Source organism: Actinoplanes utahensis (genome assembly GCF_016862455.1).
GTDB classification, from domain to species: domain Bacteria; phylum Actinomycetota; class Actinomycetes; order Mycobacteriales; family Micromonosporaceae; genus Actinoplanes; species Actinoplanes utahensis.
In genome coordinates this window covers 1-14966 of the sequence record NZ_BOMZ01000121.1, presented here as the reverse complement: position 1 = coordinate 14966, position 14966 = coordinate 1, and the positions used below count along the sequence as shown (strand labels likewise).

Annotated in this window: 6 protein-coding genes; 5 read left to right on the top strand and 1 reads right to left on the bottom strand. The window is 67.2% G+C overall.

Annotated features, from left to right (window positions below):
- Positions 1–16 precede the first annotated feature (16 nt).
- From pglY to Aut01nite_RS42110, 4 genes are read left to right on the top strand one after another with little or no spacing between them, the layout of a single operon-like run.
- A complete protein-coding gene (pglY, locus tag Aut01nite_RS42125; RefSeq protein ID WP_043526153.1) occupies positions 17–3745 on the top strand; it encodes a BREX-2 system ATPase PglY in 3729 nt (1242 codons plus the stop codon).
- Positions 3742–6468 carry a BREX-2 system phosphatase PglZ gene (gene pglZ, locus Aut01nite_RS42120; RefSeq protein ID WP_161790654.1) on the top strand — a complete coding sequence of 909 codons (2727 nt, stop codon included), beginning with the start codon at positions 3742–3744 and terminating at the stop codon, positions 6466–6468. Before pglY ends, pglZ begins: the two co-directional genes overlap by 4 nt.
- Entirely contained in the window at positions 6465–7778 is a 1314-nt protein-coding gene (brxD, locus tag Aut01nite_RS42115; RefSeq protein ID WP_043526149.1) for a BREX system ATP-binding protein BrxD, read from the top strand. Before pglZ ends, brxD begins: the two co-directional genes overlap by 4 nt.
- Positions 7775–9895 (top strand): DEAD/DEAH box helicase, encoded by a 2121-nt coding sequence (locus Aut01nite_RS42110; RefSeq protein WP_043526147.1) that lies wholly within the window; start codon positions 7775–7777, stop codon positions 9893–9895. Before brxD ends, Aut01nite_RS42110 begins: the two co-directional genes overlap by 4 nt.
- Positions 9896–9936: 41 nt before the next feature.
- Here Aut01nite_RS42110 and Aut01nite_RS42105 read toward each other — a convergent pair whose 3' ends face one another.
- Entirely contained in the window at positions 9937–13140 is a 3204-nt protein-coding gene (locus Aut01nite_RS42105; protein WP_161790653.1) for an AAA domain-containing protein, read from the bottom strand.
- A 689-nt stretch (positions 13141–13829) separates the two neighbouring features.
- Between Aut01nite_RS42105 and Aut01nite_RS42100 the strand changes: the two genes are divergently transcribed.
- Positions 13830–14966, top strand: a 1137-nt coding sequence (locus Aut01nite_RS42100) for a hypothetical protein (protein WP_204037943.1), incomplete at its 3' end; no start/stop codon positions are given.

Here is a 14966-nt window from a genome sequence, read left to right as displayed (position 1 = left end):
TTATACGGTAAGCGGCATGTCACAGCCCAGCGCCATGCCGCTGCTCCGTGAAGTCATCGATATCCCGGAGCGGACGAGCACCAGCGACTTCGTGCTCCACCTCGCCGCCAGCGTCGCTGACGCCGATGCCACGCTCAAGGAGTATGTGGTCACCGACCGGCTGGTGGGCAACTTCGACGAGGCGCTCGGGCTGATCCGGTCGGCGATCGAGGGGCACGCCTCCAAGGCCGCCTACCTGCACGGTTCGTTCGGTTCCGGTAAGTCGCACTTCATGGCAGTGCTGCACGCGCTGCTGCGTGGCGACCAGGTCGCCCGGGGACGCGATGAGTTCGCGCCGCTGCTGAACAAGCACAGCGTCTGGCTCGACGGGCGCAAGTTCCTGCTCATCCCGTACCACCTGCTCGATGCTCGTTCGCTGGAACAGCGGGTCCTCGGTGGCTATGTCGACACGGTGCGGGCGCTGCACCCGGACAAGCCGATCCCGGCGGTGCACCGCACCGACGCGCTGCTGGAGCAGGCCGCCGACCTGCGCCGGCGGATCGGCGACGCACAGTTCATCGACGGTCTGCCGGGTGGCGACACCGAGGACGAGTGGGGCGAGACCGAGAAGTTCTGGTCCAGCGAGCTGCTGGACCAAGCGTTCGCCGGCTCATACTCCGACGAGCTGCGCCGCAAGCTGGTCAACGACCTGCTGACCACGTGGAACAAGGGCTTCTTCAGCAACGCCCGGGAGGACGCCGAGGCGTTCGTTTCCCTGGACCGCGGCCTGACCGAGATCAGCCGGCATGCCAAGGAAGAGCTCGAGTACGACGGGTTGATCCTCTTCCTGGACGAGCTGATCCTGTGGCTGGCCAACTCGATCGGTGACCAGCAGTTCGTCTCCCGTGAGATCCAGAAGATCACCAACTTTGTCGAGGGTGGCAACACCCGCCGGCCGATCCCAATTATCAGCTTCATCGCCCGGCAGCGTGACCTGCGCGAACTCGTCGGTGAGGAGGTGACCGGCGCGAACGAGCTGAGTTACCAGGACACCCTCAACCTGGCCAGCGGCCGGTTCGACGTGATCCAGTTGGAGGACCGCAACCTCCCGGAGATCGCCCGCCGCCGGATCCTCAAGCCCCGCAACGACGAGGCCGGTGCCGCGATCTCGCGCGCTTTCGACGCGACCACCAAGGTTCGCCGGGAAGTCTTCGACACCCTGCTGGGCACCGACGCGGCCAGCGGCGCCGACATCGACGCCTTTCGGTCGACGTACCCCTTCAGCCCGGCCTTTCTCTCCACGCTCGTGCACGTCTCCAGCGCGTTGCAGCGCTCCCGCACCGCCTTGAAGCTGATGCGGCAGCTGCTGGTCGACCGCCGGGACACGCTGCGTCTCGGTCAGCTCGTGCCGCTCGGTGACCTCTATGACGTGATCAGCAGCGGTGGTGACCAGCCGTTCACCGAGAAGCTCAAGGCCGAGTTCGAGATGGCCCAGAAGCTGTACGCGCTCAAGATGCGCCCGTACCTGCTCGGCCAGTACGGCTTGACCGACGACGACCTGGACGCGGCCCGCCGAGGTGCCACCCTGCCACCCGAGACGGCCGGGCGGGTGCGCGCGTTCACCGGTGACGACCGGCTCATCAAGACGCTGCTGCTGGCCTCTCTGGCGCCGAGTGTGCCGGCGCTGCGGAACCTGACCGCCAGGCGACTGTCGGCGCTGAACCACGGCAGCATCACCAGCCCAATTCCGGGCGGTGAGGTTGCTCAGGTCTCCCGCAAGCTGGGTGACTGGGCCGGCGAGTTCCCCGAGATCCGGATCAGCGAGGGCGACGACCCGGTCGTCTCGCTGGAGCTGGTCGGCGTCGACGTGGGCAGCGTGCTGTCCACTGCCAAGCACTACGACAACGAGGGCGCTCGCAAGCACATTGTCCAGCGGATGCTGTGGCAGCAGCTCGGCGTGACATGGAACGACTCCTTCTTCACCGAAGCGGGCCTCACCTGGCGCGGCAGCCGCCGGACCATCGAACTGGTCTACGGCAACGTGCGCGACCCGAACGACATCCGGGACGAGTCGTTCCACCCCGACAACCCGTCCAACTGGCGGATCATCATCGACTACCCGTTTGACGACGGCAGCCATGGCCCGGCCGACGACCGGCAGCGGGTACAGGAGCTGCTCAGCCGGACGACGGCACGCACCGTGTGCTGGATCCCTGCCGCCCTCTCGGTGGAACGCCTCAACGAGCTGGGCAAGCTCGTGATCATCGACAAGCTGCTCGAAGGCCAGCGCTTCGACAGCCACGCCGAGCACCTCAACCCCGATGATCGGCGCCGCGCCCACGCCGCCCTCACCAACCAGCGCAGTGCCCTGCTCACCAAGATGCAGAACGTGCTGCGCCAGGCGTACGGTCTGGCCGCCAAGCTGCCGACGGACGTCAAGGTCGGTTTCGACGATCATCTGCAGCCGCTCACCCGTGTTTTGGAGCCGAAGCTGCCGATCGGGGCGGCGTTCGCCGACGCGCTGCGTAGCCTCGGCGACCAGATACTCACCCAGCAGTATCCGGCCCACCCCGACTTCGACCCGGATCGCAAGGGTGATTTGGTCAAGGCGGCCGACGTCAAGACCGTCCTCGACTACGTCCGCCGGGCGGTCGAATCGACCGAGAGTCGCGTCGAGGTGGACCGGCCGCACCGGCAGATCATGCGCCGCATCGCCAACCCCCTCGGCCTGGGCACCATGCACGAGGCGGCGTTCGTCGTCGAGAACAACTGGGCACAGCATTTCCAGCAGAAGGCCGCCAGCGAGGGCATCGATGGCGAGATCCGGGTTGCCGACCTGCTGCGCTGGCTCGACGACCCGAAACCGCGCGGTCTCGACCCGGTCGTGGCCCAGCTCGTGGTGGCGACGTTCGCCGAGCAGTCAGACCGGGCGTTTTTCCTGCACGGTGGCGAGGTGAGCCCGCCACCGGAGCCCGGACGGATCAACGCCGATTTCACCCTGCGGGAACAGCGGTTGCCCAGCCCGCAGGATTGGGAAGAAGCCCAGAGCAGAGCGGTCGCGATCTTCGGATTCCGGTCGGTGGCGTTGCGGCGGGGCCGTCTCATGACGATCTTCGGGCGGGACCTGGCCCGGCAGGCGATCCAGCATCGCGCCGCCGCCGACGACCTTGTCGCGCGTCTGGAACAGCACGCGAAGTGGCTGGAGATCGACCTGGAGTCCGGTCCCGGACGACTGGCGACAGCCCGCGCCGCCTCCGAGCTGCTCGCGGCGCTGGAGGATCGGTTGCCCGCTGTGGAGGTCATCGAGCGGTTGGCCCGCGCCGACCTCGGCGGGCCGGCCGACCGTACCGGCCGCAGCGTCAAGAGCGCTTCTCAGGTGGCTGCCGCGCTGTCCGGTGCGCCTTGGGAAACCTTTGAGATCATCGCCGGCCTGCCCGACCCGTACTCCATCGAAGCGGCAGTGATCATTTCGGAGGTACGGACCGCAGCGCAGGCGGATGAGCTAACCACCCCGCTGGCACCGGTTCTCCAGCGCGCTCGCAGTGCCGCCACCGAACTGCTACGCCGCGCCACTCGCAAACCGCCTCCGCCGATCATCGAGCCGCCGATCGTTCACCCCCCGAAGGGCGGCAGCGAGGGGATTTCACCTGCCGGGCAAGTCACTGTGACCGCCTCCGACGTAGACCAGGCAGTTGAGCAGGTGCGTGCATTCGCCAGTGAGCACAGCAGTGGCAATATCGAGGTGACCTGGAGAATCGTGCCGTGACTCAGGCATCCGCGCCGGCTCGGGCTCTGCGAGTCAACCCGGTCGCTCTGCGGCATAAGGTTGCGCAGCAGCTCGAACGGCACCGCAACGGCAGCCCGTACCCGGTGATCCTTCTTCGGGCTGAGCCGGCCTGGCCGCACGATCCGACGATCCTTCTGCCCGACGGGCGGAACGCCCGAGTCGTGCCCTGTGCCTCCCCGCTGGCGATTTGGGATCAACTGGTTGCCGATCGACCGGATGAGGTCCTGGTTCTCCTCACCGACCTGGCCGAATCCGCCCTGGGCGACGGTGTCCGCAGCCGCGTGTTCCGTCACAGGGTCATCACCATGGAACCGTGGGACCTCGTGGTCGAGGCATTCGGCGCCCGCCAGCCCGACAGTGCCCTGGAACAGGAGGCATGGGCCGGGGAAGCGCTGGTCGACGCGATGCCGCCGGCGGGCTGGCCGAAGCTGACCACGCCGGTGCTGACTCGCGACGTCGCGTTGCGGCACCTCGCCGCCGTACGTTTCGGGCTCGACCGTCGCGGCGCCGGGCCGGATGACCTCGACGTCGACGCTCTGCTGCGCTGGAGCGCCGAACCCGGAACCGTCGAGGCATTCGGGCTGCTTAGGCCCGCCGAGCAGGACGGCCTGAAGCACTGGCTGACCGGCCAGTACGGAAGCCCCGCGCGGGCGCTGTTCGCGCTCGTCAACGCCGGTCACGGCGACGACGCCCTGCCACTCGGGCTTGTCTGCCACGCGGTCTGGCGTGCCGGTGACAACGAGGCCATCCGGGCTCGGGGACGTATCGACCAGTACTTCGGCAAACTGGACGACGACGCGACCGTCACCGGTTTCGCCGACGCCGTCGTACAGGTGGTTCGTGGAATGCTGTCCGAACCGGCGGCGAGACGGCAAGGGCATGCGGTGCTGGACCGGGCCGAAGAGCTGCTGGTTCAGTTCGGTGCGGTAGCCGCCGCGGCCGACAGTCCGATCCTCCGTACCGGCTTCACCCGCCGGATCGGCATCGCGGCCGGCGCGCTGCTGGCTGCCCTGCACAAGCCGGGTGACGCGGCGCTCGACGCGGCGGTCAGCAGCCTGGCCGACCATGAACTGGCCGCCGCCGAAACGGAGCGGGTCCGCCGGATCCAGATGGCCCAGCGGCTGGTCCGCTGGCTCAGCGAAGAGGTCCAACCGCCGTCCAGCGTTGCCGACGGCGTGGAGCGGCACATCGCCGACTGGGGCTGGGTGGATGTGGCGATCGACCACGTCTGGGCCGGTGACGACGCACATCCTGAACTGCAGGCGGCCTTCCGGGAGATTTACGAGCGGGCACAGCAGCGGCGGCGGAAGCTGGATGAGGCATTCGCGGGCCGACTACAGGCCTGGGCCACCGCGGGCCCGGCGAGTGATGGCGGTTTGCTCACCGTTGAGAACCTGCTGCCGCGGGTCGTCGAGCCGCTTCTGCGTACCGATCGGCGGGTGCTGCTTGTCGTGCTCGACGGCATGAGCGCGGCCGTGGCCATCCAGTTGGCCGACGAATTGTCACACCACTGGATCGAGTACGACCCGCTCGCCGGCGTGAAACCGGGGCAGCGGCGCGGCGTGGTGGCCGCCCTGCCCACGCTGACCGCCGTCTCCCGGACATCGCTGTTCGCCGGTGCTCTGCGCAGCGGTGACCAGAACAATGAAAAGCGTTTCTTCGCCCAGGGGCGATGGGGTAAGGACGCCAAGATCTTCCACAAGGGGCCTGCACGCGGTGGGGCCGGTGAGGTGTACGCCGGTGAGCTCGCCGCGGCGGTGGCTGACTCTGGTCACCTTGTCGCTGTCGTGATCAATACGGTGGACGAGTCGCTCGCCCACGGCCGCGAAGGCAGCGAGGCCGGGTGGCAGCTGGGCGATGTCGGTTTCCTGCGCAGCCTGCTCGACCTGGCCCGCTCGTCGGGCCGGGCCGTCATCATCACCAGCGACCACGGGCACGTCCTGGAACACGGCGGCGACCACGTCCGTGCTGCCGACGCCGCCTCCGCGCGGCATCGGACCGGCTCCGGCCCGGCCGGGCCGGGGGAGGTGGAGCTGACCGGCCCCCGAGTTGTCGCCCCTGACAACCGGATCATCGCCCTGTGGGATCCGCTACTCCGCTACCGTGCCAGCAAAGCCGGTTACCACGGTGGGGCGTCGCTAGCGGAGGTCACCATTCCGCTGCTGGCTTTCCTCCTGCCTCACGTGACCGACGTACCGGCCGGGTGGTCTGCTGTCGAGGTGCGCCAACCGCAGTGGTGGCAGCCGACGGTCACCGGGACTACAACGGCGCCAGAGGTGCCGCCTACGGCTCCCAAGGCGCGGCGGCGGCCGGCGGCTGCTGCCGGCGATGCGCTGTTCGACATTCCGGAGCCCTCCGCTGCAACCGCTGTGCAGGCCGAACGCACCGATCTCGTCGACGAACTGAAGGCCAGCGAACTGTTCGCTGCCCAGCATGCGCTGACGCCCCGCCGCCTCGACGTCAAGAAGGTGGAGGCGGCACTGCGTGCACTGGTGGAGGCCAAAGGCGTGTTGCCGGCTGCCGTGCTCGCCGAACGTGCCGGGGAGATCCCCGCCCGGGCGACCGGCTTCGTCAGCACCCTGCAGCGCATCTTCAACGTCGACAACTACCCGGTGCTCACCCTGATCGACGACGGGCGCACCGTACGGCTGGATCTTCGGCTGTTGCGCGAGCAGTTCCGGCTCTCCGGGGAACCGTCGTGAGTGGCGTCAGCCCGTTACGGCGGCGGGAGGTCATCGACGCGCTGCGCCGCGGGGCCGTACCCTCGACCGGTCTTGACCTGCTCGCGGTTGGTCTTGACCGGTTCCACCGTGCCATCGACGACGACATCGAAGCGGTCGCCGCCAATGGCTCGGTCTTCAAAGCCGTCCGCGGTGAGTACGGCTCCGGCAAGACGTTCTTCGTGCGCTGGATCGCTGAACGGGCCAAACGCGCCAACCTGGCCACAGCCGAAGTGCAGATCTCGGAGAACGAGACACCACTGCACCGGCTGGAGACTGTCTACCGCAGGCTCACCGAACGGCTCACCACCACGACCTTCCCGCCCAGTGCCCTGCGCCCGGTCGTTGACGGCTGGTTCTACGCCCTGGAAGAGGACGTGCTGGCCGCCTGTGAGGTCGATCCCAGTGACGCGGCGGCCCTCGACCGTGCGGTGAGCGTCCTGCTGGATCAACGCCTCGCCGAGGTGAGCCGAAGGGCGCCCGCCTTCGCCGCCGCGCTTCGTGGGTACCGAACCGCCAGCCTGGCCGGCGACGCCGCCACCGCCGACGCGGTCCTGGCCTGGCTCGGTGGCCAGCCGCACGTGGCAGCCTCGGCGCGACGGGTGGCGGGCGTCAAAGGCAACCTAGACCATTTCGCCGCGCTCAGCTTCCTCCAGGGAATGCTCGCCGTGCTGCGCGACAGCGGCCATCCCGGCCTCCTGCTCGTGCTCGACGAGGTGGAGACGCTGCAGCGGGTCCGCTCCGACGCCCGGGACAAGGCCCTGAACGCGCTGCGGCAACTGATCGACGAGGTCTACTCCGGCCGCTTCCCGGGGCTGTATCTGATCATCACCGGGACGCCCGCCTTCTACGACGGACAGCAGGGCGTACAGCGTCTGGCGCCACTGGCACAGCGTCTCGCCGTCGACTTCGCCACGGATCCACGATTCGACAATCCGCGTGCCGTGCAGATCCGGCTAGCCGGCTTCACCACCGACTCTCTGGTCGAACTGGGCGGCCGAGTCCGTGACCTGTACGCCGATGGATCATCTGCCGCCAGCCGGGTCCGAGACCTCGTCGACGACACCTACCTCGACCAACTGGCCCGCGCGGTCGCCGGCGGACTGGGTGGCAAGGTCGGCATCGTGCCCCGCCTCTACCTGAAGAAGCTGGTCGGCGACGTTCTCGACCGGGTCGACCAGTTCCCCGACTTCGACCCGCGGCAGCACTACGCACCCACCATGTCCACCGCTGAGATGACCGACGTCGAACGCAATGCCGCCAGCGCTGACGAGATCGCCCTCGACCTGTGAGCACCCCTGCCGACCTGCTGCACCCGGTCCTGCTGCACCACATCGTCAACTCCCTGCAGTGGCCTGGCCTGCGGCCTCTGCAGGAGGCCGCGGTCGAGCCGCTGCTGACCGGTGAGGATGCTCTGCTGCTGGCACCGACTGCCGGCGGCAAGACCGAAGCGGCGGCCTTCCCACTGCTGTCCCGGATGGCCGCAGAGAGTTGGTCCGGTACGTCGGTGCTCTACCTCTGTCCGCTGAAGGCCCTTCTCAACAACCTTCAACCCCGACTGGACCGGTACGCCGGATGGCTCGGCCGGAAAGCCGCGCTGTGGCACGGTGACGTAACCGCCTCCCGCCGTAAGGCAATTCTGGCCGCCCGGCCCGACGTGCTGCTGACCACGCCGGAGTCCCTGGAGGCGATGTTGGTCAGCCAGAACGTCGACCATCGTGCATTCTTCTCCGGGTTACAAGCAGTGGTGGTCGACGAGGTCCACGCCTTCGCCGGCGACGACCGCGGCTGGCACCTCCTGGCCGTACTCGAACGGCTCACCCACCTGATCGGCCGGCCGGTTCAGCGAGTCGGGCTGTCCGCGACAGTCGGCAATCCCAGCCGACTCCTGACCTGGCTGCAAGGCGCCGGCGCGGGCAGCCGCCCGGCGCGTGTCGTCGCACCGGACCTGCCCGTCGTCGCTAGTTCCTCGACTCCACCCGGAGAGATCGAACTCGACTACGTCGGCTCCCTCCAGAACGCTGCCAAGGTCCTTGCTGCGCTACACGCGGGGGAGAAGCGCTTGGTCTTCTGCGAGTCCAGGCAAGCCGTCGAAGAACTCGGCAGCCTCCTGCGAAGCAAAGGCATCACCACGTTCCTGTCACATGCCTCGCTCTCCGCGGATGAACGGCGCCGCTCGGAGGAGGCCTTCGCCGAAGCTCGCGACTGCGTGATCGTCTCCACCAGCACCCTGGAACTCGGCATCGACGTCGGCGACCTCGACCGCGTCATTCAGATCGACACACCCGCGACCGTGGCATCGTTCCTCCAGCGCCTCGGCCGCACCGGACGGCGGCCCGGCAGCACCCGGAACTGCCTCTTCCTCACCCGCGACGGCGACGCCCTGATCGAAGCCGCCGCACTGCTGCTGCTCTGGGGGCGTGGATGGGTGGAGCCCGTCATCGCGCCGCCCGAACCCCGGCACATCGCCGCCCAGCAGATACTCGCGCTCTGCCTGCAGGAACACCGAGCGGGAGATCAGAACTGGTCACGGTGGTGGAATGGGCTTGCACCGTTCGACCGCAGCGCCGATCCGATCCTGCGCCACCTGATCGACCAGGGTTACCTCGACAGCGACGGCGGCATGCTCTTCATCGGGCCCGAAGCTGAACGGCGTTTCGGTCACCGGCACTTCATGAGCATGACCGCCGTCTTCACCGGTGCACCCGAATTCACCGTGCTGGTAGGCCGCGAGGAGTTGGGCCGCGTCGACCCGGCGCTGCTCACCGAAGAGGTCAAAGGCGACCGTCGTCTGCTGCTCAACGGGCGCAATTGGCGAGTCACCTACATCGACTGGCGGCGTCGGCGCTGCTTCGTCGAACCTGCCGACGGCGGCGGCAAGGCCCGCTGGTCCACAGGGGCAGGCGGTTGGTCCGGACTCGGGTTCGAGCTCAGCCGTGCCATGCGCGAGGTGCTCCTCGGCGCGGACCCTCCAGTGAAGCTGACCCGGCGCGCTGTCGACCGCCTCGCTCAGGTGCGTGAGGACACGTCATCGCTGGTACACCCGGGTGGCACCGTCATCTTGCGTGAGCACCGCGGCGGCGACCTGCGCTGGTGGACCTGGGCAGGTTTCCGCGCGAACGCCACACTCGCCGCCACCCTGACCGAAGTCGTCGATCCGATCCAGCGCTTCGACGACCGGCATATCAGGCTCCGGGAGAACGTCACCCCCGCCGAATGGCGGGCCCTCATCGCCGATGCCGGCCAGCGACTCTGCCTCCCCGAGGTCAACAAGAAGGCTCTCGACGGACTCAAGTTCAGCCAGGCCTTGCCGGAACGGCTCGCACTGGCCACGCTGGCCGCTCGACTTGCCGACCTTGACGGCGCCGACGACGTTCTCCGCGAATCCGTACGGTTTGTGCACACGTAACGGGCGAAGTTCGAGCAGCCGGTGCCCCGATCAGGTTGGGGTCAGCTGCGCTTGCCAGCGCCCTGAGAAGGGATTTTCTTGGGCACCGACTTCGAGCCGAGGTCGATGTCCTGTGTCCATTGGCCTCGCCCCGTAGGGGTCCATTTCGGGCAGGTGTCCGCATAGCAGCGCCAGTACCAGATTCCGTTTTGCCGTCGGCGAAGATCGACTTGATGGCTGCCGCAGACACCGCAGGGTGGCTGGCGAGAGAAGGCGGCAGCATGTTCATGTTCGAGCATTTTTCGCGCGAAATGTGAGCCACGCATCGCCACCATCACCTCGCGGGTCCACCGCTGTGACAGGACGTTGAGGCTACCGAGCAGCGTTGTCCGTTCGTCGATGACAACGATCTTCTGGTGCATGACGTTGACCTCCACGACTGTGTGAAGTATTGCTCGCAGGTCGGTCAAGAACCCTTGGTGCTCAGGTTCGCGTTGCACCTTGTCGCCCGGGTCGCGGACGAAAAGGGTGATACGAACGCCGCGATCGACGGCCGCGCGCAGCAGTGGCAGAACAGACTTCACACGGGTAGTGGTCCATGGTGCCCACAGCCAGATCGACGTCTTCGCCGATGCGATGTGATCGGCGAAGACGTCGTAGAACGTCCGCTCGTCGTGGATGTCCTCGACGCGGACATGCTGCGCCAGCAATTCGGCCAACTCCCCCGTGAAACTTCCGGTGAGGTACGCCAGATCGTCCTCCGGGGTAGTCGTTGGGGTGACCAGACAGTTGGCGCGGATGACCCGGGCCTGTTTCTGCCTGACGAGTTCGGCGAGGTGGCCGAAGGGCGTATCTGCTGCGGCGGCCTCGATCCGTCTCAGGCTAGCGATCAGGTAGAGACGGTGCTGAGTACGGGTGATCGCGACGTTGAACAGCCGGATACCGTCACGCAGGAAGGCACTCTTGGCGCGGTTGGCCTCGGCCATCCAGCGGCTGTCGTACTCGTCCTCGACCGTGTCGAAGACGACGATCGGGAACTCGCGTCCCTGGAAACGGTGGGCGGTGCCGACTTCGGTCACCAGGGTCGTTCCGGTCTCGTGGTCACGGAGCGCTTCCAATGTCGCCTCGACCTGCCGGCCGTAGGGGGTCACGATGCCCGTGCGCTCTCCACGGGTCTGATGAAAGTCGGACAGGACGCGAGCGAGCAATGCACCGGCTGGCCACCATCCTTTGAAACGCCCATCACTTCGTACGCGGCCGATCTCACCGAGGTTGTCGACGTCCACGACCAAGATTTCCGGATCGCTCTCGACGTGCGGACGGATGGAGTCGCCGGGCTTGAGACGGCCGTCGTAGGCGATCGCATTGGCCAGACCCATGATCTGCGGCCCGAAGCGGTGTTGGACGTCAAGCATGGTGCAGCCGGGATGACGTTCGGCGTCTTCCGCCGAGGCGATTCCGCAGTGCGCGAACACATCTGGGATCAGCCACTTCTTCACGTCCGCCCGGTCGGCCTTGCCGACCTCCGCGTTGTCGATGATGGCGCCGAGCTGCATAAAGTCACCGAACATGACGGCCGCCTGGGCGGCACGGGATACTGCGAGCAGCACCTCGGGAAGATTCGCGGCGCCGACCTCGTCGACCAGCACGACGTCGTAGGGCCCCTCCATCAGCGGCTTACTGGTGCGCAATCGGGCGAGGGTGGTCGCGACGAGGCGGGCGCCGCGGATGATCTCGCCCTCGGCGTCTCGGCTCAACCGGGTGTATTGCTCCTGCACCTTGGTGTACTCGGCTTCCAGGCGGCCCCAATCACCTTCGGAAGCGTTGAGCCGGGTACGCAAGACTCGCATCTGCGCATCGAGGGTCACCAAATCACGACGCTCCGCCTCGGCGAGCAAACTGCGCTGTGCTTCGGTCGGTGATGCGGCCTCTGCGGCGAGCAGACGTTGCTGGGCGGCGTCGATACGAGCCGTGGTCTCATCGGCGATCGTGGCCGCCTTCTTCAGTTCCTGACGTGCGCCCAGTAAGGAAGCCTGCGCCTCTCGGATGTCCGAACGGCTGCAGCCGGCCGTGGTGGTCAGCTGTTCGATCCGACCCCGAATCCGGTGTTGTTGGCGGCCGACAAGGTCTTTCGCTTCGCGTGCCCTCAGGCCGGCTTCGTGTGCCTGTGCCCTGGCCTGTTCCTGATCGGCAGCCAGTTTCTTCACCCGGCTGCGATCACGTAAGCGGGGAAAACGTCGCTCACCAGTGAGGTCGCGGATCTCGGCTTCGATCAGGTCCGCCGCATGGCTCGCCTGCAGGGCGTGTGCGGCCTGGCCGTCGGCAGCCGCAATGAGCTCGGTGCTCTCGTGATCGAGCCGGTCGACTTCAGAATAGGCCTGACGAGCCGCTTCAAGATCACGCCATCGGCTCTCTGCGGCATCGCGCGCTTCCGTCGCGTCTGCTAACCGGGCCCGCGCGACGCGCGCAGCTTCCTGCTCCACGGCCAGGTTGGCTGCCAATTGAGGCACCGAGGCAGCGGCCGCCACAGCGCTTCTCGCACGGTGGTAGGTGTCCGCGTCAAAGTCGGTAAGCTCGTTTTCCAGTCGGGCTAGTTCACCGCGTTCCTTGCGGATCTGCACCAGACGTTGCTCGATTCTAGATCGTTCACGGCTGACCGTCGCCAGCCGCTGCTCGACCAGGACCGGCAAACAGACATCCGGATGTTCCAGAACTTCCGGATGGTGAGGCGGGCCGACACGCAAGAGATGGCCATGCTGGTGTCGTTTGCTCCGTACCGCGCCGAGTAGAGCGTTGTCCACGGCGATGTTGGTTGAGGAAACCAACAAGACCCGTTTGCCGCCCCGGACCAGAGCGTCTATCGCCTCGGTGAGCACGCGAGTCTTTCCCGTCCCGGGAGGACCCCATACGAGATGGACCCCGCGCCCCAGGCATGCTGCGCGTGCGGCGTCTTGGGCCGGAGTGAACCCGTTGACATGGGGCGGATGGCTCGGCGCCGCGGTGAGTCGTCCCGCTGCGAGATCATGTGCCAGGCCAGCCTCACTCAGTCCGGCGATGCCCTCCTTCAGCTTCACGAGTAGCCGGGTGGGCGGCTGTTTACTCTGCCAAAGCTGCGGCTCGGCGAGATCGATGAATTCAGGAACCCGAAACCGTACCGTTTCTCCTTCCTGCGCGGCCTCCAGCACCGCATACGACGGCCCGGTCTCCAAGCCACCCGGCCCGGCCAGCCGCAGCGACTCGACTTGATCGATACCGCTGAACCGCAAGCCCCGTATATCGACTGAGAACCAACCTGGCTCCAAGGGGTGCGCCCGGCCGATCCGCAGCGGTCTACCTATGCGGTTCGGTCCACCCTCCGCGTTGATCCAGAAGTCAAGCGCACTACACACAAAGTCACGCCAGTCCGGCAAGAGCCGACCCCCATCGCCTCCAGACCACTCGCCGAGACACTACCCGGCGTGAGCGCTTGAACACCAGCATGCATCTATGAGTTGAGGTGGCGGCAAGGCGTGGGAACTGGACCTGAGGAATCCGGCTCAAGTCAATGTTCGAACCCCAGGGCTTGGCCACTGAGACCGCTATTCCTCCATTCGATCTCAGCGTGAGCTGAGCCCTGGGGCGCCGCGCGCGCCTGACCGTGGCGCTGTTACCGACACAGAGTCCCTCCTGACGCTGCTCGGATTCGGCGTGAGCTGGCCAAACGTCCCGGTAGTGGGTCGCCGGTGGCGATGATCGGGCGGTTCGCATAGTGCATCGTCCGGCCCACTTCACGCCTGACCTGCGTGTTCGAGCAGGTCAAATGTGGCATTGCGCGAACCGCGGGTCGCTCGGGCGTCGCCCCGAGCAGGATGTGGTAGACGGGTTCATGCCCAAGAGTCGTGGTCGTCCCGCGGGACGAGGCAAGCCGAGGCGTCCGCAGCGCCCGGTGCGTGAGTTGCGGTTGTCGGACCGGTTGATGCGTGACGCGGTGACGATCGTTTCAGAGGACAGTGTGCTCGAGGTGGAGCGGTGGGCCAGTGAGTGGCTCGGCGCGGCGTGGTCGGACGCCGGGCTCGGCGAGCAGGAGCCGGAAAAGATGTTCCACCTAGAGGTGGTGGGCCGGGCATCGACCCGGCCGTCACCGCACGGGCTGGCCGCGGTGGCGGCGTTGCGCCGTGTCGCCGCCCCTGGCGAGTGGTCGATGCTGGATGGCACGCTGGAGATCTTGTCGGAGAGTCAGCCTGCGCCACCGTGGTTCGCGGCGCCTGTCTTTGAGCCGGTTCGGGCGTGGCGGGCGGTGGATGTCTGGGATAGCGAGCATGTGCTGTTCGTCGAGTTCGCCGGGCAGACTCCGCACACGTTGATGGCGCAGATCTCCCTCGCCGGGGGTGTGCTGGTGGACAAGCTGGCGGTGCTCCAGCCCGGGGCTGCGGAGACCTGGGATCAGCTGCGTGAGCCGGGCGAGGTGCCGATGCCGGCTGTCGAGTGCCCGGTCGAGGTTGCGCTGGCGGAGCTGGCGGATGCGTTGCGGACGACGGACATGACCTGGCCCCGTCACGATGACGAGGACTTCCTGGAGTTGCGGGCGCTGGCTTGGTCACGTTGCCTGCCGTACCTGCCGAACTTCCGTGATTGGTCGCCGATGGGCGATGAGGAACGGGAGCGCCTGCTGGATGGGTTCGCGCCGGCGGACGATACGGTCGCCAGATCGCTGGCTGATCTGTTCCTGGATTACGGGGACGGCTACATGACCAGCGGCCCATTGTGCTGGAGTCCGGGACAGGTCGGCTTGTTCCTGGCCGACTGGCTGCCGCGCAAGGCGGCGCTGGACGCCGAGCAGCGTGCCGCGCTGCCGGAGGTATTGCGGCGCTGGATCCGGTACGCCCTGGGAAGCCGTGCGGTCGGCCCGGAGTGGATCGGTCCGGTGGTCGAGGCTGTCGACACGTTCCTTCCCGCGTTCGAGGAGGCGTTCGACGACACGGCGGCGTGGGGTCCGGCCAAGCAGATCGCCGCGGAGCTGACGGCCCGTGGTATCGATCTCTCCGACCCGGAAGCCGTGGAGGACGCGATGCGGGGACTCAACGCCGAACGCCTCGCCCGCTATCTGACCGAC

Excerpts from the sequence above, each read along its gene's own strand:
- pglY (WP_043526153.1), top strand. The coding sequence starts at position 17 with ATGTCACAGCCCAGCGCCATGCCGCTGCTCCGTGAAGTCATCGATATC.